The 23,182-nt window shown below is 47.4% G+C and carries 15 protein-coding genes; 7 read left to right on the top strand and 8 right to left on the bottom strand.

The window, feature by feature from the left end; all coding sequences use genetic code 11:
- Positions 1-17: 17 nt before the first annotated feature.
- Positions 18-1,124 carry an adenylate/guanylate cyclase domain-containing protein gene (locus AXFE_RS03725; RefSeq protein ID WP_052604543.1) on the bottom strand — a complete coding sequence of 369 codons (1,107 nt, stop codon included), beginning with the start codon at positions 1,122-1,124 and terminating at the stop codon, positions 18-20.
- Between the two features lie 50 nt (positions 1,125-1,174).
- Between AXFE_RS03725 and AXFE_RS03730 the strand changes: the two genes are divergently transcribed.
- Together AXFE_RS03730 and AXFE_RS03735 are read left to right on the top strand one after the other, a co-directional pair.
- On the top strand, positions 1,175-1,888 hold the full coding sequence (locus AXFE_RS03730; RefSeq protein ID WP_152625841.1) for a glycosyltransferase family protein: 714 nt from the start codon (positions 1,175-1,177) through the stop codon (positions 1,886-1,888).
- 41 nt (positions 1,889-1,929) lie between these two features.
- The gene (locus AXFE_RS03735) at positions 1,930-2,685 is read left to right on the top strand and encodes a PIG-L deacetylase family protein (RefSeq protein ID WP_152625842.1); all 756 of its coding nucleotides are present in this window, start codon (positions 1,930-1,932) and stop codon (positions 2,683-2,685) included.
- Between the two features lie 636 nt (positions 2,686-3,321).
- Here AXFE_RS03735 and AXFE_RS03740 read toward each other — a convergent pair.
- The 5 genes from AXFE_RS03740 to AXFE_RS03760 all read right to left on the bottom strand — a co-directional run bounded on the left by AXFE_RS03740 (position 3,322) and on the right by AXFE_RS03760 (position 11,688).
- Positions 3,322-4,860: an AMP-binding protein gene (locus tag AXFE_RS03740; RefSeq protein ID WP_235347561.1), complete on the bottom strand. Its 1,539-nt coding sequence runs from the start codon at positions 4,858-4,860 to the stop codon at positions 3,322-3,324.
- Positions 4,861-5,061: 201 nt separating this feature from the next.
- Positions 5,062-7,977 carry a relaxase domain-containing protein gene (locus AXFE_RS03745; protein ID WP_152625843.1) on the bottom strand — a complete coding sequence of 972 codons (2,916 nt, stop codon included), beginning with the start codon at positions 7,975-7,977 and terminating at the stop codon, positions 5,062-5,064.
- A gap of 478 nt (positions 7,978-8,455) precedes the next feature.
- Entirely contained in the window at positions 8,456-8,719 is a 264-nt protein-coding gene (locus AXFE_RS03750; RefSeq protein ID WP_052604547.1) for a DUF6295 family protein, read from the bottom strand.
- Between the two features lie 11 nt (positions 8,720-8,730).
- Positions 8,731-9,471: a dienelactone hydrolase family protein gene (locus AXFE_RS03755; RefSeq protein WP_082058460.1), complete on the bottom strand. Its 741-nt coding sequence runs from the start codon at positions 9,469-9,471 to the stop codon at positions 8,731-8,733.
- A gap of 261 nt (positions 9,472-9,732) precedes the next feature.
- Positions 9,733-11,688 carry a helix-turn-helix transcriptional regulator gene (locus AXFE_RS03760; RefSeq protein ID WP_052604548.1) on the bottom strand — a complete coding sequence of 652 codons (1,956 nt, stop codon included), beginning with the start codon at positions 11,686-11,688 and terminating at the stop codon, positions 9,733-9,735.
- Positions 11,689-12,350: 662 nt separating this feature from the next.
- Between AXFE_RS03760 and AXFE_RS03765 the strand changes: the two genes are divergently transcribed.
- Both AXFE_RS03765 and typA read left to right on the top strand, forming a co-directional pair.
- Positions 12,351-13,256, top strand: a complete 906-nt coding sequence (locus AXFE_RS03765) for a cytochrome c oxidase assembly protein (protein ID WP_052604549.1) — start codon at positions 12,351-12,353, stop codon at positions 13,254-13,256.
- Positions 13,257-13,409: 153 nt separating this feature from the next.
- The gene (gene typA / locus AXFE_RS03770; RefSeq protein ID WP_052604550.1) at positions 13,410-15,236 is read left to right on the top strand and encodes a translational GTPase TypA; all 1,827 of its coding nucleotides are present in this window, start codon (positions 13,410-13,412) and stop codon (positions 15,234-15,236) included.
- Positions 15,237-15,454: 218 nt separating this feature from the next.
- Here typA and AXFE_RS03775 read toward each other — a convergent pair whose 3' ends face one another.
- Positions 15,455-16,633, bottom strand: coding sequence for an acyl-CoA dehydrogenase family protein (locus AXFE_RS03775; RefSeq protein ID WP_235347562.1), 1,179 nt, complete (start codon positions 16,631-16,633; stop codon positions 15,455-15,457).
- A gap of 282 nt (positions 16,634-16,915) precedes the next feature.
- Between AXFE_RS03775 and AXFE_RS03780 the strand changes: the two genes are divergently transcribed.
- Together AXFE_RS03780 and AXFE_RS03785 are read left to right on the top strand one after the other, a co-directional pair.
- Complete coding sequence (locus AXFE_RS03780; RefSeq protein ID WP_052604579.1) at positions 16,916-18,067, top strand: acyl-CoA dehydrogenase family protein; 1,152 nt, start codon at positions 16,916-16,918, stop codon at positions 18,065-18,067.
- Between the two features lie 60 nt (positions 18,068-18,127).
- Positions 18,128-18,985, top strand: coding sequence for a 3-hydroxybutyryl-CoA dehydrogenase (locus AXFE_RS03785; protein WP_052604552.1), 858 nt, complete (start codon positions 18,128-18,130; stop codon positions 18,983-18,985).
- 191 nt (positions 18,986-19,176) lie between these two features.
- Here the strand turns inward: AXFE_RS03785 and AXFE_RS03790 are convergent, their stop codons facing one another.
- Complete coding sequence (locus AXFE_RS03790; protein WP_052604553.1) at positions 19,177-21,534, bottom strand: xanthine dehydrogenase family protein molybdopterin-binding subunit; 2,358 nt, start codon at positions 21,532-21,534, stop codon at positions 19,177-19,179.
- A gap of 244 nt (positions 21,535-21,778) precedes the next feature.
- Between AXFE_RS03790 and gltX the strand changes: the two genes are divergently transcribed.
- The gene (gltX, locus tag AXFE_RS03795) at positions 21,779-23,161 is read left to right on the top strand and encodes a glutamate--tRNA ligase (protein ID WP_082058462.1); all 1,383 of its coding nucleotides are present in this window, start codon (positions 21,779-21,781) and stop codon (positions 23,159-23,161) included.
- The last annotated feature ends 21 nt before the right edge of the window (positions 23,162-23,182 follow it).

The raw sequence follows: 23,182 nt of genomic DNA on the forward strand, positions 1-23,182 counted from the left end.
TATGAAGTCAACCTGATTCACAAACTCGACAAGGCAACCTTGGAAGTCGGCCCACTATCCCTAATGACGTAAAGCTCAACAGATCCAATATCCTTGAGATATCGAGGTTGCAGTGCCCGCAAGACAAAATCGCCTTCATCTCGAACATGATCAGCAACCTCTCGGGTTATCAAAACCGTACCTGGCGCCGCTATATTTACGATCCGACTAGCGGTATTTACTATAGGGCCATAGTAATCTCCGTCCTGAGAGAGCATCTCTCCGAAGGCTATTCCAGCACGCACCTCAGAGAGCAGCGAATCTCTGCGATATTCAGCCGCAAGTCTAAGCCCAATTTCACATGCCGCCATTGGGTCCTCTGCGACAAACATAACCTCGTCGCCTATCATCTTGACTACTCTACCACCGGCATTTGTTACGCTGTCAAAACTAACCTGCTCAAATCGACCCACCACTTTCGCAAGTTCTTCATTGCTAAGTTGCTGAGAGATAACCGTAAAACCCACCAAATCTACAAAGCCAATAGCCAGCTCGACGACAGCCACATTCTGTGCTCCGTTATCAAAGGCAAGCATCGCCCGACGCGACGCCGCATGCAGGTGGCGCAGCCAGGTATAGACAAGCAATTGAGGCACAGCTGGCACTACATTGGCGCTATAGCGAGTAAAGCGATCCGCTAAGGATATCGGGTCCACTTCACCAAATTCATCCCCCAGCGCTCCAAAGGCAGAGGATGAGACGATTTCGGCTTCAGCAAAGCGCGCCATCGAAGATCCCATTACACGAGCAAGCTGAAGAGCTATTTCACGAGGCAGCTCACCTTCACCTAAAAGAATTTTTAGTGAGTGAGCAGCCTGCAAATCGAGTTCAGTAAAGACCATCTCGTCGTTTGTAAAATCCCTAAAACCCAGTGCCCGCCATAATCTCCGCAAAACCAAGACCTCGACGCCCGTTGTTTTTGCAATTTGATTCGCAGAGATTCTGCTAGATGGCGGCCCTAACAACTGATCTACAGCAAGAAAGTGAATCGAGCCGTCTTCTAAGGCATTGAGAATGTCGCTGTCACGGACCCCGCGTTCCCGCAACATCTCCACGAGTCTTACTGGCAGTTCGTCCAAGCCCAAGGCGCACTCCTCTTCGATAACATTAATGGTATGGCATTGCGGGGTTCGCGGTGGCATTCGAGCAGCATATGCTCGAAGATTGTGAAGAAAATATGGCCCTAGCAAATCCAAATGAAGAAAATCAACTCAGTGGCCTCGCAGTAATAATCCCTATTAGATCATTCGCGAACGGCAAAACTCGACTTGGCCCTATTCCTTATCAATCTAAAGCCGAAATAATACGTATAATCGCCAAATACATTCTCGATGCCGCATCTCCCATTGAAAGGTTCGTGATCTCTAGCGATCTTGGAGTTGAAGCTTGGGCGACTTCTTTGGGTGTTTCGACCCTCAAAGACAATGGAGATCTCAATACCACTCTTCGAGGGGCAACTAATCTGCTATATAAACAGGGCTATCGTCGATGTGCAATTGTGCTCGGAGATATACCATTACTCCGACACCAAGACGTTCTAGACGTTCTTGGCCATGGAGACTTTGCGATCATTACGGATCGCAATCATGAGGGAACCAATGTAATGGCCTTTGACCTACCGCTATCGATTCAGCTCTCATACGGTCGATCTTCACTGGCTTCCCACAGGGCACTTATTGAAGAAAGTGGCGCAAAATGCGAAGTTTTACAACGCATTTACCCCTGTTATGACATAGACACCCAAGACGATATCGTCTCCCTTGGAAAACTTATACGCGACGATCCAAAACTACCATCTGATTTGCACGAGCGCATTCAAACGATACTGTCAGTTCTTGGCCATAAATGATGATTAAGTTCTAATTCTAAAACTCAGAAAGCGAGAAAACCTTGACGTCAACGTATCTTCGAAATAGGCCTGAGATCGAAACTGTGATAAAAAGACCAGCTATAACTATGGCCATTGGCGCACACCCTGACGACATCGAGTTCGGCGCGGGTGCCACCTTGGCCAAGTGGTCAGCTCAAGGTGCCCAAATCATCTTTGTAATCATGACTGATGGAGCAAAAGGAACCTGGGACCCAGAGATAAACCAGCACTTGCTTGCGGTCCGTCGTCAAAAAGAACAGCACCGCGCAATCGATAAACTCACATCAAATGGAATAGTAGAGTTTCTCGATGCCATCGACGGCGAACTAACGCCCACCGCACGGCGGATCGCACAGGTGACGAGCCTAATTCGCAAATATAAACCAGAGACCATAATCTCCCACGATCCATGGAAGCGCTATCGTCTTCACCCTGACCATAGAAACACCGGCTTTATCGTTACCGATGCGGTAGTGGCAGCTCGTGATCCCCACTTTCTAAAGGAGTTAGGAAGCCATCATCGGCCTTCGCATCTACTGCTCTTTGAGGCAGACGAACCCAATTATATCGAGCCACTCACTCCCGAGTATGTTCAAGCAAAGATAGATGCCTTAATGTGTCACGAATCCCAACACGAAACATCGATGGAAATAGCTGGCGAATCCACAGATGAAGTTACTCGATTTGAGAAACTTGTCTTTGCAATGGCCGAAAAAGTGGGAGACAAAGCAGGGGTTTCACTAGGCGAAGAATTCCATATTATCAACGATATCTAAAGGTCAAGCTGTAGTCCGAATCCATGACTATCAACGACTGCTCTAAGGAAACAGCACATCCAAAAGTTCAATAGCATAAAGTGCGCCGCAACTTCGCTCTTGATCTTTTGGTATTTGCCCCTGCAATATCTGACGTTTAAAAGTTTTACGGTTCAATCAAAACCTAGCCTCTATGGCCATGACATAGTTTCGATAGGCTTGATTATTAGCTAATTAGCGCTTTGAAATAACGAGGATTTCATGTTCGAAGAGGGCATTGGCACATTGCGCCTTTCAAGATTACGATATTCCGTTAGGCAACCTCACCTAATTCGAGATTAAAAGTTGGTAGAGTCATTCCGTGCCTATGATGCAGATGCAAAAACGCGACTTAGAAGATAACAGCTACCGCGGAGGTGTACCGCAACCAAAAAGAACTCCGCCCATTCTACAAAGCAGCTTTACAAGACTCTATCAAGACTTGATCGCTATCGCGATACCACTGTGACAGAATTCTAAATGAAAATCAAAATTGATTGGAATGAGCCAAATCAGCCCATTCCAATCAATTCATAGTTATCGAATCTCTAAAATCAATTGCCTAGTTGCTTGTGGCCATACCACTTACAAAACTATACCTTATGATCTCATTCGGTATTAATTCACAAGACGAGACTTGCCTTCCCAATAAGGGGCTCGAAGCTTGAACTTTTGAAGCTTACCAGTGGCAGTCCGAGCAAGTTCGCCTCGAAATTCAACTGTCGTTGGGCATTTGAAGTGTGCCATCTTGGTTCGACAAAACTCAATTATTTCGTTCTCGGTAACTTGAGAATCCGGCCTCAAGACGACGAGAGCCTTGATGGTCTCCCCCCACTTCTCATCCGGAACGCCAATGACCGCAACCTCTAGAACCTCGGGATGCTGAAAGACTGCATCCTCAACCTCGATTGACGACACGTTTTCCCCACCTGTTATAATCACGTCCTTCTTGCGATCAGAGATCGTTAGATAGCCATCCTCTATATAGCCGCCGTCTCCGGTGTGGAACCAACCACCTTCCAGGGCATCTCCGGTGGCCTGGGGATTTTCCCAATATCCTTCAAAGACCTGATTACCCTTTACAAGAACCTCGCCGTTCTGATCGATATGGAGACTGGTGCCAATGACAGGCGCACCTGCTCTAGAGAGCAACTTTGCCCGCTCACTGATTGGCTTATCATTCCATTCAAAACGGTGACTATTGAAAGTGAGAACCGGCGATGTCTCTGTCAAGCCATAGATTTGCATAAACTTCCATCCAAGCTCGACCTCGATTCGTTCAATCGTCCTAGATGGAGGTGGCGCACCAGCAGTAACAATACGGACAAGTCCACGTCCAGGAATGTCAACCCCATTTGCGCGCCTCTTCTCGGCAGCCGTCAAAACTGCAGCCCACACAGCAGGTGCTCCGCACATTAGAGTGACGCCGTATTCTTCAATGCGAGAAAGAATATCCTCGCCGTCAACCTTTCGAAGGACTATATGTTTTCCACCCATACCGGTGATCGCATAAGGCATCCCCCAACCATTCACATGGAAAAGAGGCAACGTGTGAAGGTATACATCGTTGTCATCAACCATGGCATGCCAACCAAAGATTGCCGAGTTCATCCACATATTCCTATGGGTTACTTGAACTCCCTTCGGTCGGGCAGTTGTACCTGAGGTGTAGTTTATCGAGCATGTAAATGACTCGTCTGCTTTCCATGGGGTCGGACCCACAGCGTCATCTGGGAGCTCTCTAAAGAGTTGCTCATCTTGAACTCCGTCCAAGATGATCTTAGACTTCACCTGAACTCCCGCTAGAAGCTCCTCATACTCGGGGTCAATCAACAAAATAGAAGAACCTGAATGTTCCACTATGTAGGAAACCTCTTCAACGGTCAACCTAAAGTTGATAGGTACTAAAATTCTACCGTACCCGCTAACTCCATAAAGTGCTGTGATCATCTTGCCAGCATTGGGAGAAAATATAGCTACCCTTTCCCCCTGGGTTATGCCCATATCCTCTAGGACTTTTGCCATATTTCTAGCTCTTTTATAGAGGCTTCCGTAAGTTACGTTTCCCATCGAACTTGCAACATTGGGCTCGTCCACTATCGCTATGCGATCAGGATAGACCTGAGCGGCACGCTCGAGATAATCTAAGACATTCATTTGAATAAGCAACTTTTGGTCCCCCTCAACCGAGCGACCCATCCGGGGTCGCACAAATTTACACGCTAGAGGCTCGATCATCACACAAGTTAATCTGAGCATCGAGCAACTAAAATATATCGAACTTTATCCTTTTTATCAAGGCCGCGGCGACGCTACACATTACAGGAAAGCATTTTCATATTTTCGACGGCATAAGAGCTAAATCCCTAGTGTTGAATTCGACCTTCGTCCAATGGAGCTAAGACGCTGATTTCGCACCTTAAATCTTGAACTATTATGCATGTAATCATCGGCTAAATCCTCCTCCATTTTTTCTTCATTATATCTAATTTGCATCGTCAATAAGCGACGTGAATTTTTTAGCATTCTCTGTGTGCTATGCGAATATTGGTGAGTTTGTTTTCCCTCATCGTTGAGCGAATGTTCAACCAAGCTAAGGATCTTATCAAGACGAACGCCGGTACGACTCTGGTCATCAAGCATCTTATTGCCATCAAAATCGTCGTCAATAAGTGGTATAGCTGCTTTAGATAAGATCACATCGTGAAGACGATGATTCATTTCGATGAGCATTTCATCTCTAATAATAAACCCATTGCTGCCATCCGTATCACCAGACAGAGCGATCCTGGCATGGTTAATTTCGAATAGGTCTCCGATGCTCAACTCCTTATGATTCGGCTTTGACGACCAGGCCACAAGATTTTGACTATCATTTGGCAACAAATTGACAGTTGTAATTCCTTCATTAAAGCCTTTCGCACGCGGAAGATAGCCGCTTTTAGAAAAGACTCCAACGCCACTAAGTATCCTTCTTGACATCAGCTCACTATCTCGACTAGGGATCGACTTGGAGATGGGATCGGTGAGATAATAGCGCTGGCCATCGCCGGTGGCTTCTCGCAATTCATAATTAGAATCAGAATGCTCCAGCCCCGCTTGACTATCGATAGTCTGACTAAGATCACTGTTCCTGGAGTACATCCGTTGTAAGTCTGAGTGCGTAAAGTACCCCAATGTGGCATATCCCGGAGGCATAGCACATTCTTTTGTTTTAGCTTCTTGGCTATAAGAATGAACCGAGCAGACCTCTTGGTAGGACAGAAGAGGCTCATTCGCAGAGTGATTTTTGATCTGACGCACCAGCGATGCGCTCTCCAAGTGGTCGTGGTCTCCCATCTCTTGAATCTTTTGCCAGGTCAACTTGGATAAGGTATCCAAGTTGTATCTATTTCCTACTTCAATGACCTTTGGTAACGGCGCAGATCTACCTCTCTCCGAGGCAACGATAGTGTTGTCGTAGACATAGCCAGCAACCCTTGTCGAAGTCTCTTCGACGAGGGCGCCAAGACTAGGATAATAGACGACCGATGAACCACCTATTTCAAAGTTGAGAGCGACCGCTTTCGAATTTAGCATTCGATGGTGCGACTTTGATAGCTCCAAAGTGTTGTCATCCATCGAATTGGCATCCATCTGGCTCAAAAAACGTCGCCAATTCGATCCCCTACCTATGCTAAGTCCCGAGAGCTCACTCGAGCGACGCTGGTCCACTTGCAGGATCGTTAGTTGTGATCCCTTATCGATCGCATCGAAGATCGCCTCCAAGTGTCCCGGCTCAATTCTTGTCGAGAGCAATAAAGTCCCCCTCTTTATCACCTCAAGATCATCAACCCCGATCCTTCTTATACAGGAGACGACTTGCTCACCGAGGATCTTTGGACCTACTCCAAAGTCATCCTCAAATGAATAAATTGTCATCGACGACGCTTTGGCTTCTCGTAACGCGTTATCTAGGGTTATCACACCGGCTGCATCACCTTGAAGTGGAATAAAAGACCATTTCCGCACTTCATTAGAAGGATCTAAGCCAGATGAAATGGCACCATTTAGCGCCTTTGCGTCATATATACGAGCGCTCACCGGTAGGCCACCATGATTTTGGCCAACTTCCAAAATGGAATCTCCGATCTCCATCTTCTTATCTAAGGTAAAAGAAGAAAAGGTATCTCGAGAGCGTGCAATAAAGGTTTGATCTGAATACCTTGGGATATGGAAGTCGAAGATATAGCTAAGCTCAGAAGCTTTTTGGATCTCCAATTCGCCCTTTCTGTAGAAGAACTTTCCCATCAACGACGTCATGTCCAAACCGTCCCGGGTAATTCGACCGTCTATCCGGGAGATGACATCGTCAATATCACTTTGGAAATAACCCCTCGGTGGAGAAATCTTTGGCATCTCCATGGAGAAAAAGTTCTTTTGTCGAATTATGCCGAGCTGAGCCGTGGCAGCATTCTTCCAGTTATCCACCATCAGATCGAACGAGATCTCGGGGGGCTTCTCGTTCTTTGTGGCAAATGCCGCAACCTTTCGAGCCGATCTCGAACGAAATCCACGCTGCGTCGAATAAGTATCTATTTGATTTGAGCGTCCCGAAAAGATCCCCGACGTAGCCAATAGCTTGGAATCGACAACCAATCTATCAAAATCCACTCGTTGCAAATCAAGGCTAGGATCTCGGCTCAGAGCACTCTCAAAGGTACTCAAATAAAGCACCTCCAGAGAGTCGGATGCATATTGAATGCCATCTGCCATCAAAGCTCTAGGGGTACCACTTGAATCTAGAGCGGAGTTTGCAATCAAAAGGTGCGAATGCAGGTGTGGATCGCACGACCTTGAGATCAAATGCACAAAGTCAATGCCACACCCCTTGACCTGTTCGTAGGATTGTACTCCTTGAACGGTCCGCTTTATATAGAGATAGTTAGCGGTGATCTCCTGGAAGACAGTGGCAACCGCGCTCCTATGCGCACTTATGAGTGCACCCTGCGTGGTAAGATCCGAGATCCCCAGCGCCACAGAAGTCCACTTTGGGGCCGGAACTATCACCTCGAAGGCCTTATATTTTCTTCGATCTAGCTTCGGATCATGCCATCCGATTGAAAAATTGCCTTCACTTTCAAAAATTGAGTTGGGCACTTTCGATAGACCGTGACCCACCATAGCCGTAGGTTCCAAACAAATAGATCCAGCGCCTGTTGTAGAGAGGGCACGGCTTTCCCTCTCAAAATATCCAAAGTCACAAGCAGCCCGACCCGAAACGATAATTGGCATCAAAACCACCCCGCACGAATAACGATCGTTACCTTGGGCAATTGCCAATTATCTAACAAATAAGGACTTCAATAGGCCATAGGGCGTATGAATATCTAGTGGTTTTTCCAGGAGCGTTTTAGTCTCAATGGCCGTTAAATCAAAGCCGCCATCTCGATAATACAACACAAGCCGACTCGAAAATCCAAAGGAGCCAAAGTCTTAACATCTATACAAATAAACCAAATGGGATCTTCAATAGAGCCAACGCACAATCTGACAACGTCGCACACGAAAAGCTAAACCACAAGCGTACCCTAAGCCAAGCCCGAGATATGTAATTTAAAATAGAGATTATCCACAAAAGCCCACTCAGAGCCGATTCGCTTACAACTCCTACCAGAAGACAAAAGGCCCCAACCGCGAGATGCCCTAGCGGTTGGTTAGCCTCCGGCTCATTTGAATTGAGGTGCCTACCACGAACACAGATCGATCTAAGTTACTGTTGTAGCGCGAGCGGGGCTTCCTCAAGTACTGCCAAGATTGTATTGGCTAAATTTCGAGCACTATTTGCATCCAGCTCGAGGGCGACTCGATAGGATGCATCCATCTTAGAATTCGTAACATCAATATTCAACGTATGCGGCGTCATGGCATGTACCGGGTGGTCAAACGAGACCGTCGCTCGATCGACGTCGATCCACCCCTTTGTACTCTTAGCGCTACCCTTTGCAGGTATAGTCTCAACTATATAGGTACACATCTGCGAACCTCCTAAAGCATTCGATTGAAGAACTCTTCAACCAAAACCCATCCTTTATTTGCCGCTTCTATACGATAGCTGGGACGGTCGGCAGCGAAAAATCCATGACCGGCATTTTCAAAGGTGTGAAACTCATGGACCTTATCAAGAGATGTCAAGATTCTCTCAAGTTCCTTTACTTCATCGGGAGAGGGGAAGGTGTCTTCGATCCCAAATAAACCCAACAACGCACCGCTAAGATTTGCAGCTTGGTCCGCCACGGGAAGAACGCGAATTGGAAACTCTGGAGCAGGCGAATTTACAACGAATGCGCCATAACAATCTACAACTGCATCAAAGTCAAGGTTGCAAGCCGCGAGAAATGCTTGACGACCACCCGAGCAATAACCTATTACACCCATGGTGCCACTGGAATTATCGAGCGATCGCAAATACTCGCTTGCCCCTGCGACGTCGCCAATCAAGCGATCGTCGGGAACTCCGCCGTTGGCACGACTGGCTGCTGCTGCGTCATCACTTTGCGCCTTCGGAGCATCTCTGTAGTGTAGATTTGGGCAAAGGGCGTTAAAACCCATATCAGCTATTCGCCGCGCTATCGCCTTCGTCTCTCGATCATAACCAGGCATGTGATGAATCACAACTACTGAACCTGTCGAAGTTTCACCTACGGATTTAGCCAAATATCCTTCAATAATGTCACCATTGAATCCGGGGAAATTGACGGTTTCACAATAAATGCTTCTATCTCTCAACTCAAACTCCTAAAAAATCTCCATCGGGTTAACTTCAAGGCCGATCCAAAACTGATGATCCATACCACCAACCTCAAGATCTCCACAAATGCGAAATTACTCAAATGCTTCACTTTGGACCTCGTAGCCGAGGCGTCTCGGAACCTTAGAGGTATCCTAATATCAATACAATCAGTTCATTTACCATGAATTGACCGTGGTTTCAAAAAAATACCCATGCACGGGATGAATCGCTGGTATAAAAGACCAAGCCACACGCTATCAACCAAAGCGACCGCGCAGTTTGAACAGAGCGTCTCGTAAACCAGCGACAACCTCATTGGGAAAGATAACCTTTACGTCACCCACGGAAGAAGCTACGAAATTCCTCAACCAGATCTTCGAGACTATGTTAACTTCGGCAACTAGATAACTTGGATTACGCGTACTTTGAATTGTTCGATGAGGAATCCTTGCGATCCTCCATGAACTATTGGAATCTATGACTAAAAGAACGCTATCGACGTCTTGATCCGACCCGAAATTAAAGTCTGTTGCATTCAACTCCTCGTCGGTTGGAAAAACGGAAATCGCCTCGTCAAGAACGACCACCTCCGCCACACGATCCAATCGGAAAGTCTTCAAAGCCTCAGAGCTGTGACACCATCCAAGTAAATACCAATGGCCATCACGCACAAAGAGGCGCAATGGATCGACATGTCGCTCTGAAAAAGCTTGATTGGTCAAAGAAAAGTATCCAAATCTAAGCGACTTCTTATCGCCTTGAGCCCTACGGATCTCTGTGAGATTTCTGGTACCCTCTACGTCTAAGACCAAGGAGTCGCTGAGATCGCTATCGAGCCCAAAGACATCAAATATCTTGCCTATTGCACTGGTAAGTTCCTTTTGACCAACAAAATCCCCATGGGCTAAGGCCAACTTGGCGCTCAAAGCTGCAACAAAAAGGTCGGTAGCACCCAACCTTAGACCGCTAGCAAAGTCTTCAGAGATGCGGGCAGTGATCTCATCGCCATCAACGATAATCTCTATCAGTTGATCTGGCGTAAAAGGTGGCAGACCACAACAGGCCACTGTCTCTAGAAGTCCACCAACTGCCGACTCGGGAATTCCAAACAATAAGGAGATCTCTTGAGTTGTAGTATTTGGGTTTCGATACAACCAGGGCAAAAGCGACATTATCCTTTTGAACTTTGAAGTTCCAGATTCACGTCCAGCCTTCTTGGTGGACGGTGACAATTCGGCGGCGATGAGACTTTGATATTCCTCTATGTATTCAGTCTCTTCTTCTAAAACTACTGTTTGAAACTCCAGCGAACGGCTTAGCAGATCGAAGGCTCTCCCTCTAGCACGTGGTGGAGCTACCAACTCAACCTGATCACCAAATTCGATCAAAATCGAGACAAATGCACCAAATCCAGAGATCGCAGCCGAGGCGTGCACCGTTTTATTGTCGATTGTATTTACAACCAATTGAGGCAACCTGTCGATTACAATGCTCAAAATCTCTTGAGGAAACTCCAGCTCGACGATCTCTTCATCTTCCCATCGAACCGACGTCGGACTTTCGGGAAGCACAGTAGAGACATCTACGCGATCTCCGGGGTCGAATTCCTCGGAGGTAATCTCTATATCAGGATCAAAGTTCTCAATTCGAAAACTCTTAACGAGCAATTGGCCTTCTTCTCTGGCGATCAAGTACCAAGTGCCCCAACGAAACAAGACTCCAAATGGAAGAAGACGCCGCTCGATGTTGTGATATCTCGCCCTCACCACTCGATAACGTTGGATTGCCTCAAAAAACTGTGAAACGAGAGGAACTCTAGGGACATAGGCCAACTCAATCCGCTCACCCTCCCAAACGCAGCCCAGTTTTCTCGCTGAATCGAGCCCACTCTCGTTGCCAAACTGCACCGAGGCCATGGCACCGGCCAACGCGAAAGCCTCATCTAAATTAAGCATCGGTGCAATTCGAGCCTCTTCCTTTTTAGTTACCAAGTAGGCATCGCCACTAGTTTGTGGATGAGCGACCGTAGTGATTGGAAGTCCTAGCGCTTTTAAGTCTCGCTTAGCGCGTTCAAAAGCCTGCCGTCGTGCTTCGGGTGAGTCGGGAAAGCCACCTATGTGATCGGTGATCTCAGCCAGAGAGAGCGGCCGACTTGCATTGGATAACAAAAGATATAGATTTAAAAGTCTGCTCAAAGGGTCTGAAGTGCTCATTATCAATTGATGCTACCAAACAATTCAAAGCTTGGTACGATACTTTTACACCATTTGAGAAGGGATTGGTAGCTCTTAGGACAACTCCTTTTGGCCCAGGTCCAGGATGAGTTGCAATCAAGTAATTAACATATTTTCCAAATGGGTACAGATGCCACAATTACCCTTTAAATAAATCCCCATAAACCGCTCTTTTTATGAAACCTAAAAGCCTCATTTTACGACGTCTAAACTTGCTGTACTATCGACAGGCAAAAAAATGCCAACTCACTTGACCCCTTGGGAGATCAAAAGCACACCTACCGATTGCAGGATCTCCGAACTCTCAGAGTCTAAACTTCCAACTTCTCATGAAATTCGCTAACCATCAATTCATAACTTAGCAATTTAGGAAAAGCCAACAGGGCGCCATGTCTAACATTCGAATTTTCGGGATTATAATCTTCTAGCTCACGCCCTGGAGAATTCCACCGGAGTTAACCATGTCATTTCGATAGGCGTTGACAAAACCTTAATTTGTCCCCTGGATTTAAAGACCAAATCAACTACGGGTTACTAGCGGACCATATGATGTATCATCTTATTCCAAGGTAATTATTTAATGTTCATAGATGGGAACAAGCCCTGCTTCTATCGTACTTAGCGAGTGAACTTGGATCGAGATGATAAAGCACAACCCTTTGACATTCACATTCCATCTCTTTGTATTTGCCCTAACACTGTTTTTAGCTATCTTCTATCCAGTGTCGCTTACAGTAGCTACTTGGAAGCGACAAAAGCGCGCCTCCACTAATAAAATCCCACGAGGTTCCAACCTCACCCTTATTGCACTAACGCATACATCGCGTCGAAAGGTACTTAGTTTCTATTCGGGCATCGCACTTGGCTTTATAGCCCTGAGCTGGCCAATTGGAGATTTAGCGCGTCACTACTCCCTCTTTGTCTACCTTGTCTCAAATTCAATTCTTCTGCTGGCCGCCCTACCTTTAGTCTTATTGGGTCTGCCAAAGTGGTTTTATGCCGAAATTACGCGATCTCGCCAACTTGATCGCCTTGCTTCAATTGCCACCAACCCCATAATCTCGACCATCGCATTTTCCAGCGTTGTAATTGCCTCAATGGTCCCATCGGTAGTCTCCTGGGAGACCTCTTCGGCTTTATATTGGAATCTCTTCCACATGGCTGAATGTGTTGGTGCGGCGATGATGTGGTTTACGGCTCTCAATCTTCTTCCTGGCCTGAGAGGTCTTGGGTCGATCGCAAGAGTTGCCTTCTTGTTCGTTCAATCACTGCTACCTACCTTCCCCGCCATTGTCTTGATCTTCGCAAGGCATTCGATGTACAATCCATATTCGCATGAAGCCAAAAAGATAGGAATTAGCCCACTTGCCGACCAGCAGTTAGCAGGGGGAACAGTAAAAATAATTTCGATCATAGTTTTCTGGTCAATAGCTGCAATAATTCTGGCAAGAGCTGCAAAAGATGAGGAGTCTGGATCCTCCGGCCCCAGTTTCACTTGGGACGACGTAGAACGAGAATTTCAGCGCACTGCACCTATAGATCAATAGAAGGTCACTACCAAAACCTCTCGCAGCCCCACCGCTGTGACCACGGAATCTACAGGAAAGGCGAGATTTCCTATTATGCTAACCTAGGTTAATTGACCCAAAAGGTCTACCGACTCCCCCATTCTCTCCTAATATAGCTTCCCGGAGTTCTTTGTGCCTATAAGAAACGATTTACGTAACATTGCCATAATTGCCCACGTCGACCACGGCAAAACAACACTTGTCGATGCAATGTTGCGACAAAGCGGCGCATTTAGCGAGCGCGCTGAGCTGACCGACCGCGTCATGGACTCGATGGATTTAGAGCGCGAAAAGGGAATTACCATTCTCGCAAAGCAAACAGCCATCACCTTTCGTGAGACCAAGATAAACATCGTCGACACGCCAGGTCACGCCGATTTTGGCGGCGAAGTTGAAAGAGCACTCGCAATGGTCGACGGCGCCTTACTCTTAGTCGATGCCGCCGAAGGGCCCCTTCCTCAGACTCGATTTGTGCTTAGAAAAGCACTCGCAAAGCATCTGCCGATGATATTGGTCCTCAACAAAGTAGACCGACCAGATGCACGCGTGAAGGAAGTTCTAGACGAGGTCTATGAGCTCTTTTTAGACCTAGATGCCACCGAAGAACAGATCGACTTTCCAATTTTATATGCCTCCGGTAAAAACGGATGGGCAACTCCAGAGCCAGACACTCTAGGGGAAAACCTCATACCCCTCTTTGAGACTATCGTTGCACGCGTTGCTCCTCCAACGTATGACTCAGACGAAGTCCTCCAAGCTCTAGTTACCAACATTGACGCAAGTCCATATCTAGGTCGCCTTGCAATTTGTCGAATCATAAACGGTAGAATGTCAAGGGGCGAAAATGTGATCTGGTGTCGCCGCGATGGCACCAATCAAAGGGTAAAGATCTCAGAGCTCTTCATCACGAACGCGCTAGAACGTAGCTCCGCTGAAACAGCCGGACCTGGTGAAATTGTAGCAATCGCTGGAATTCCAGATATTACGATAGGCGAGACTCTAGCCAATCTTGAAAACCCAGTCGCATTACCTCTCCTTCTAGTGGATGAACCATCTATATCCATGACAATAGGTGTTAATACGGCGCCACTTGCTGGACGCGAAGGCACCAAGGTAACTGCTCGTCTCATAAAGAACCGACTAGATCAGGAATTAATCGGAAACGTCTCGCTTCGAGTTCTCAACACTGAACGACCCGACACTTGGGAGGTCCAAGGTCGTGGCGAATTGGCTCTCGCCATCTTGATCGAGATAATGCGCCGCGAAGGTTTCGAGCTGACAGTTGGAAAGCCACAAGTAATCACAAAGATCGTCGATGGAAAAGTTCACGAGCCGGTCGAACAGCTTGAAATTGATTCACCTGAAGATTTCCTTGGGCCTCTGACACAGATCCTCGCAACCCGCAAGGCAACTTTGGCAGAGATGATAAACCACGGAACCGGTTGGATAAGGATGATCTATTCAGTACCATCTCGTGGATTGATTGGCATTCGAACGGAGATTCTAACCCAGACCAAGGGCACGGCACAGATCCACCATGCATTCGATCGCTACGAACCATGGTTTGGCGAAATCAGAAGCCGCCTAAGCGGCTCAATGATCGCCGATAGAACTGGAGTCGCCACTTCCTATGCGCTGTTGAATCTACAAGAGCGCGGATCGCTCTTTGTCTCTCCGACCGAGGACGTCTACGAAGGTATGATCGTCGGCGAAAACTCACGCCAAGACGACATGGACGTCAACCCCACCAAGGAAAAGAAGTTGACAAACGTTCGATCCTCCACTGCGGAAGAACTAGTTCGCCTAACTCCTGCACGGCCAGTGACCCTAGAAGCCGCACTTGAATTCATAATTGAAGACGAATGCATTGAGGTGACTCCTAAGTCGGTTCGATTGCGAAAGGTTGCTCTTTCAATGCAAGAACGATCTAGATTACGTTCCAACAAGAGCAGAAACTAACTATAGCATCAGAACTTGTTTTTTGACGGCTTCTCGAAGAAGTCAAAAAACGATTAATTGATTTCTAAATAGAAAAAGGCCACGAAATCTAAGATTTCGTGGCCTTTTTCTATTTAATTTATATCAGTTGCTACTCGCTGCTCCGTTCAAGCGTATCGATTGGAGCAGTTAAATTTCGGACTAACGTCTCTAAATAGGTGCCAGATCTATGGAATAAGTTAGTTTTTAGGCACTTCGCTCCAGGGGATATCCTTGTCAACCCGAGGGTCACCCGGAAGGCCCAGAACCCTCTCGGCCAAGATATTGCGCATAATCTCAGAAGTACCACCTTCGATTGAATTGGCGCGCGAACGCAGAAATATCTTTGGAAGATCCCTTTCGCTTCTCATATTTACACCAGAAAAGTCTGGACGAATCATCTCGTAACTCGAATATTCAAGGCCACCTGCACCCAAAAGATTCATGGTAAACGAATAGATCCTTTGATTAAGCTCCGCATAAGCCAACTTAGCCACCGAACCCTCTGGCCCTGGATTTCCCGCTCTTCGAAGTTGAGCAGCTCTTATATTGGTGAGCCGATTGACCTCAGCCTCCACCCAAAGCCTTATCAATTCATCTCGATGGCCGCTGGTTTTATTGCTTGAATCACCCCACACCTTCAGGGCCTCAGATATTGCACCTGATCCCCTTGGCATAACGTTTCCGCCAATTGAAACTCGCTCATTCATCAAGGTTGTGATAGCGACATTCCAACCTCTACCCACATCGCCTAGGCGCTGAGAATCCGGGATTCGAACGTTATTAAAGTAGACCTCGTTGAACTCCGCCTCTCCAGTCATCTGGCGAAGTGGTCGGACTTCAACCCCGTCAGACTCCATATCTACCACAAAATAGGTCATTCCTGCATGCTTTGGAACGCTTGGATCCGTGCGGGCCACAATCATGCCCCAACGAGCGACGTGAGCCAAAGTCGTCCAAACTTTTTGGCCTGAGATAATCCACTCGTCACCATCTCGCTCAGCTTTTGTCGAGAGTGATGCTACGTCGCTTCCGGCGTTAGGCTCCGAAAAGAGTTGACACCAAATATGCTCACACGTAAACATGGGGCGGAGAAGCTTTGACGCCAACTCCACCGATGCGTGAGTTGCTAGTGTCGGAGCTCCCATTCCGATTCCGATGGGATTCCGAGCGAAATTATTAGGGATGCCACGAGCTCTTAGGGTAGATGCGACCACCTCTCCTAAGGCTGGAGATACCCCGAGACCCCCTAGGCCTATTGGGAAATGAACCCAAGCCAACCCAAGGTCGTATTGAGCGCCCCAAAAATCACGAGCAGAAGTTTTTTCTGGAGGAAATTCTGTCAAAAGCAGATCAAGCTTTTCCTTAACCAAATTCACTTGATCCTGATCTACTTCGGTGGATCGATCCATTACTGACATTCATGCTCCCGTTATCAAAGGCTCCGATTTTACGGTAGTGCTTTAAAGCTTCCGATCTGGATCTAGCAAAGATGCAATCGCATCTATCGCCACCTAATCGGCTCGCAGCACCTACCTCTTATCTAGAGATGTTACTACGAATCGATAAAAGATGTTTTGAATCAAACGATTTGCAACTACCTGGAGCGGTATTGTCGAAAATTTCTACCAATTTTGTTTCGGATCCGATTAAGTGGCAAGATTCATGTTGTGAGTGTATTTCAATTAAACGAAGAACAGCGGCAGTTCGCCTCAATAATGAGAGAATTTGCCGAAGCAAAAATTGCACCCCATGCAGTTGAAGTTGACAAAAGCGAGACCTTTCCATGGAACTCTTACAAAGAGTGTCTAACCATGGAACTTCCATCATTGGGCGTTCCATCAGAGTATGGAGGTAGTGGCGCCGACCACGTAACCCAAGCGATAATGGTGGAGGAGCTTGCGCGAGTATGTGGCTCCACATCGCTTACGATGTTGATTTCTAAACTAGGAATGATTCCAGTTATCAACTGGGGATCAAAGTATCTAAAAGAAAAATACCTTCCTAACGTAGCATCGGGCAAGGCTCAGGCATCATATGCACTGTCGGAGGCAGATGCGGGGTCCGATGTAGCATCGATGAAGACAACAGCGGTTCGCGATGGTGACTTTTACATCTTAAATGGTGCAAAATATTGGATAACCAATGCCGGAATCTCAGATACCTATACCGTATTTGCCAAAACCGACTCCACTAAAGGACATCGCGGGATCTCAGCATTTGTTGTAGAAGCGAAATGGGGCGTAAAAGTTGCCAAGTTGGAGCACAAACTTGGGATGCGTGGTTCTCCCACCGGTGAGGTCATCTTCGAAGACGTAAGGGTCCCCGTTGAAAACAGAATAGGTGATGAAGGACAAGGCTTCTACATTGCAATGGGAACGCTAGATCGTTCGCGACCAACTATTGGGGCCCAAGCCGTAGGAATAGCTCAGGGTGCGCTCGATTATGCCGCCCAATATTTAAAATCAAGAAATCAATTCGGCCATCCAATCGCAGAATTTCAGGGCCTTCAATTCATGGTCGCAGATATGGCAACTAAGATCGAAGCTGCGCGAGGCTTGGTCTATCGAGCCTGTTCGTTGATCGATTCTGACCCAGAAAACGAGCTCTCAAAGATAGGTGCTATGGCCAAGATGTTTGCATCAGACACTTCTATGTCCGTAGTTGTCGATGCACTTCAGCTACTGGGAGGCTACGGATATACGACTGACTTTCCAATGGAACGATTCTTGCGCGACGCAAAGATAACGCAAATCTACGAGGGAACGAACCAAATCCAAAGAGTGGTAGTTGCTAAAAAGATTCTGGGATAAATCGCCCAAACACCTAGACCACAGATACTTTTAGACACTTCGAAGGGAAATAAAAAAGATATGGAGAAAATAGGCGTAGTTGGCTGCGGCCTCATGGGCTCAGGCATCGCCGAAGTAGCGGCACGTCGAGGGTTAGACGTTATGATAACAGAGGCAGACCAAGCGTCATTGACGCGCGGCAAAAGCCGAATTGAATCCTCATTATCGCGTGCCGCGAAAAACGGAAAGATCTCAGCAAGTGACGTTGAAGCGACCCTAGCTAAGTTACATTTTGAGACCGATCTTTCAGCGCACTTTGATCGGGACCTTGTGGTCGAAGCGATAGTTGAGAATGAATCGGCCAAGATTGACATCTTCACGATCTTAGATAAGGTCGTAGAGTCGCCAACGGCTATCTTGGCTTCAAACACCTCATCGATACCGATAATGAAACTCGGCGTCGCCACGTCACGACCCCAACAGGTCATTGGAATCCATTTTTTCAACCCAGTGCCGGTACTTCCACTAGTCGAACTTGTCACTTCACTTTTAACCTCTGATGAAACCGCTATATCGGCTACCAATTTTGCTAAGAATACGCTAGGCAAACGAGTGATTAGGTCAAAGGACCGAGCCGGATTCATCGTAAACGCGCTGCTGATTCCTTACATTCTCTCTGCAATTAGGATGATGGAATCTGGATTTGCCACAGCAGAGGATATCGATGCCGGAATGGTTGAGGGTTGCGCTCATCCAATGGGGCCCCTAGCACTTTGTGACCTAATCGGCCTGGACACCACTATGGCAGTTGCCGATTCACTCTATCAAGAGTTCAAAGAGCCCCTATACGCTCCGCCACCCCTGTTGTTGCGAATGGTCGAAGCTGGCCTAATGGGTAGAAAGTCTGGTCGAGGCTTTTACGACTACAAAAAAAAGTAAATTCGACAAACCTATTAGCTAGCTCAGAGAAAGCCTGAACTAGCTAATAGCCTGGCAAATCCTTGAGCAGAGCAAAAACACCACTAAAAGATCGAAGTCTCCTTGGTTTACCCAAGAGGTAGACCAAGGAGACAAGTCAAAAATCTTAAATTATCAAAACTGCTGGTCAAAGACTATCTAAAACCGCAGGACTAGATATCTACCTCTTCTGGAGCCGAGCCAGAATCCGACTTTTTAATCTCGCTAAAGATAGAGGGCGGTTCTGACCATAATGGCCCGTTGCTTCCTTGTGAAATTGCCTGCCAAACTCTTTCGGGAGTCATGGGCATATCGATATGTCGAACTCCAAGGTGTGAGAGGGCATCCACAACCGCATTTTGTACCGCTGGTGTTGACCCAACCGTTGCAGACTCACCGATGCCTTTAGCACCCAGCGGGTTCAAAGGAGACGGTGTCTCGGTATTCGAGGCAACAAAATTTGGCATCTCCGCAGCCGATGGAACGAGATATTCTGCAAATGAACTGTTTAGGGGATTGCCATAAGCGTCAAAGTAAACCTTTTCATAAAGGGCCTGTCCTATGCCTTGTGCAATTCCACCATGTTGTTGCCCCTCAACCACTAGAGGGTTCAAAACACGCCCACAATCGTCCACAGCAAAGTGTGATATCGGCCTAACAAGGCCAGTTTCCAGATCAACTTCAACCACGCTCACATGCGCCCCAAAGGGAAAAGTTGCTCCGGCTTGATTAAAGTCTCCCCTGTATGCGAGCTCAACACCGGCTTGCTTGGCAACGTCCATCAAATCTGTCCACGACAAAAAGTGGCTGGGACTTCCCGCAACGCCTATCGTTCCCTCTTGGCTGACGATAATATCATCAACGCTAGCTTCAAAATGTGACGCCGCTAAATTCTTAGCGACATCTAAGACCTGAAGAGCTGCCGCGTTTACAGCAGAACCGCCTAGCTGCAGTGAACGAGATCCACCTGTGCCACCGCCTCTGGGAACCTCTTTGGTGTCACTTTGGATAAATTTGATCTTTTCAAGGGGTATCTTCAAGGTATCTGCAACCAACATAGAAAAGGTAGTTGGATGACCCTGGCCATGGCCCGAGGTTCCAACCCTAATCTCTGCCCCTCCATCGGGAGTGATGTCGACGGCACCGTACTCCGAAGCGCCACCGCCAGCAGTCACTTCCACATAACAGCTAACCCCAATTCCAAGCACCACAGTCTCGCCAGCTTGCCGACGTCGTAATTGCTCGCGACGCAAATCTTGGTATTTGGAGACCTCGGCCACGGCATCAAGAGCTTTAACAAAGTTTCCTGAATCATAGAGTGGTCCCATCACGCTCTGGTACGGAAAAGAGGTAGAAGAGATTAAATTCTTTCGACGAAATTCAATCGGATCCATCGAGATCTCAGCCGCCGCCATGTCCACAATTCGCTCCAGAAACGCAGTCGCTTCAGGTCTTCCTGCTCCTCGAAGTGCTCCAATTGGGGGAGTATTCGTGGAGGCTACTGCTGCTTTGTAGCGAATCTTTGGTATCGAGTAGACCCCTTGAGCCATCGAACGGGTCGAACCAGCTACTAAGCCGCCGCCGAAGCCGCCATAGGCGCCTGCATCGCCCACCATTCGCGCATCAAGTCCAAGAATTAGTCCATCCCTAGAGATCGCCATCTCGACGTATTGAACTTGACCTCTTCCTTGCATCGAGATCAGGTTCTCACCTCGCTCTTCCATCCATCGAAGTGGTATGCCCAACATCAAAGAGGCGCCCACGACAGCTACGTGTTCTTGGATGACACCGGCCTTGCCGCCAAAACCGCCGCCGACATTCGGGGTAATTACTCTTAGAGAGCCCTTTGGAATGCTCAAAATCGAAGACAACTTTGTCTGTATGACGTGTGGCATCTGTGTTGACACCCAAACCGTGATCCCCTCGTCGCCATCTCCATCTGGATTGACAGCAATGGAGTTCGGCTCCATAGGAGCAACCGACATCCGTTGATTCTCGAATCTACCCCGTACGACTACTTCGGCACCATTGAGAGGATTATCGCTATTGCCACCTACAACTGAAGCAACAAGATTTCTGGCAACCTCCGGATCGATCTGACGGGCATTGATACTCAGAGCATCTTCCATGTCGACAACAGCATCCAAGGGCTCATACTCCACTTCGACCAGTTCAGATGCATCGACCGCAGTTGACCTATCGGCAGCAATAATCATTGCAATCGGATCACCTACAAACTTCACGACTCCACTAGCTAAAACCGGACGCTTTAGGTGCTCATTGAGGGGAAAGAAAGGTACAAAAGGTTCAATGTCATAGTCTGAAGCAACCAAGACGGCCCTAACACCTGGAAGTTCTTTCGCCCTTGCGACATCTAAAGAGGCGATCTTGGCCGCAGCTACAGTTGAGCGAACGAAGTAGCAATAGAGTGCACCGGGGTGCTCTAGGTTGTCGACATATGTGGCCCTGCCCTTCAGCAGTTCAGGGTCCTCTAGACGAATAACTCGCGTACCTAATATCGATCCGTTCATTTCTCACTCCACAATCTGTTTTTCTCAACCTTATCTTCTCATTATCTCACCTCAGTCAGGCTTGAACCCAAGACATGGTTAAATCGTCAATTGAAAAGACCTCTCATTCGCCTAAGCTTATGGTAGTAAGCACGCGCCATCTTTTGTCAGGACCAAGCCTGACTAACTCGACAACAACGCTTGGACACCCATCCAACGTCCAGACAAAGAAATGGCTCGCCACATCGAAAGTTCAGATTGTTATATGAAAGTTAGATTCGCCCCATCGCCCACAGGCTACTTCCACGTAGGAGGAGCGCGAACGGCATTTTACAATTGGATGCTCGCCAAAAACTCTTCGGGAACATTCGTTCTTAGAATTGAAGATACAGACTCAGAACGCAATAAGGAAGAGTGGGTCGATGGCATTTGTGACGCACTTTCGTGGTTAGGAATTACCTGGGACGAAGGGCCGTATCGCCAAAGTCAAAGACTCCACCTTTATCTAAATGCGGCCAATGAACTATTTGAAAATGGCTTTGCTTATTATTGCCTATGCAGCCGCGATGAGATCGACGCAAGAAATAAAGAGGCAGGTTCAACCCCTGGCTACGATGGTTTTTGCAGAGATCGCGGACTTGGTACAGATAGCGGTGGTGCGCTTAGGTTCAAAGTGCCCAAACCTGGAGAAACTAGATTTATTGACCTAGTCCGAGGCGAAGTCGTCTTTGACCACAACCATATCGAAGACTTTATTCTGGTAAAATCCTCAGGCGCCCCACTCTTTGTGCTAGCAAACGTTGTGGACGACATCGACATGGAAATAACTCATGTGGTTAGAGCTGAAGAGCACCTCCCAAATACACCTAAGGCAATCTTGGTCTTTCAAGCTCTAGAGAAACAACCTCCAACCTTTGGACACGTTCCCGTATTGGTCAACGAGAAAAGGCAAAAACTTTCAAAGAGACGTGATCGAGTCGCCGTTGAGGACTATCGCAGACAGGGAATAATAGCTCCGGCAATGTTAAATTACTTAGCACTCCTGGGCTGGAGTCCAAAAGAAGATAGAGAATTCATGACCGTCTCAGAGATGGTAGACGCATTTGACATGGCAAATGTCGGTCACTCCCCCTCGTTCTTTGATGAAAAAAAACTTGCCCATTTCAATGGGGTCTACATTCGTGCACTCGACAACGTGGAATTCATGGAACTGTCTATTCCATTTATTGAACAAAATCCCTGGTGGACGGGGTCTAAAGAGGACCTTGAAAAATTTATGGCAGTGGCCGCACTCGCTAAGGAACGAGTCTCGTTGCTCGCTGAAGTAAGTGAATTGATTCGGCCAATCTTCGAAGAAGAACTTACCTTCGACGATGGAGCGCTGCAAAAAGAGATTAAAGACAACCCAAATGCACCAAAGATATTTGAGGCTGTGATTAAAGCGCTAAGCGAGGCCGACCCCTTCGAAGCCGGAACGATCGAACTAGCCGTCAGATCTTGCTCTAGCTTTCTGGATATTCCCCTTAGAAAGCTTCAAGCGCCAATTAGGGTTGCAACTACTGGGACAAAGGTTGGACTTCCGCTCTTTGAGACCTGGTCAACCCTGGGAAAGTCAGTGGTTCTCGATCGGCTAAACGCACAGATCTAAAGATGAAGCCATCCCAGAGTG

Source organism: Acidithrix ferrooxidans (assembly GCF_000949295.1).
Classification (GTDB): domain Bacteria; phylum Actinomycetota; class Acidimicrobiia; order Acidimicrobiales; family Acidimicrobiaceae; genus Acidithrix; species Acidithrix ferrooxidans.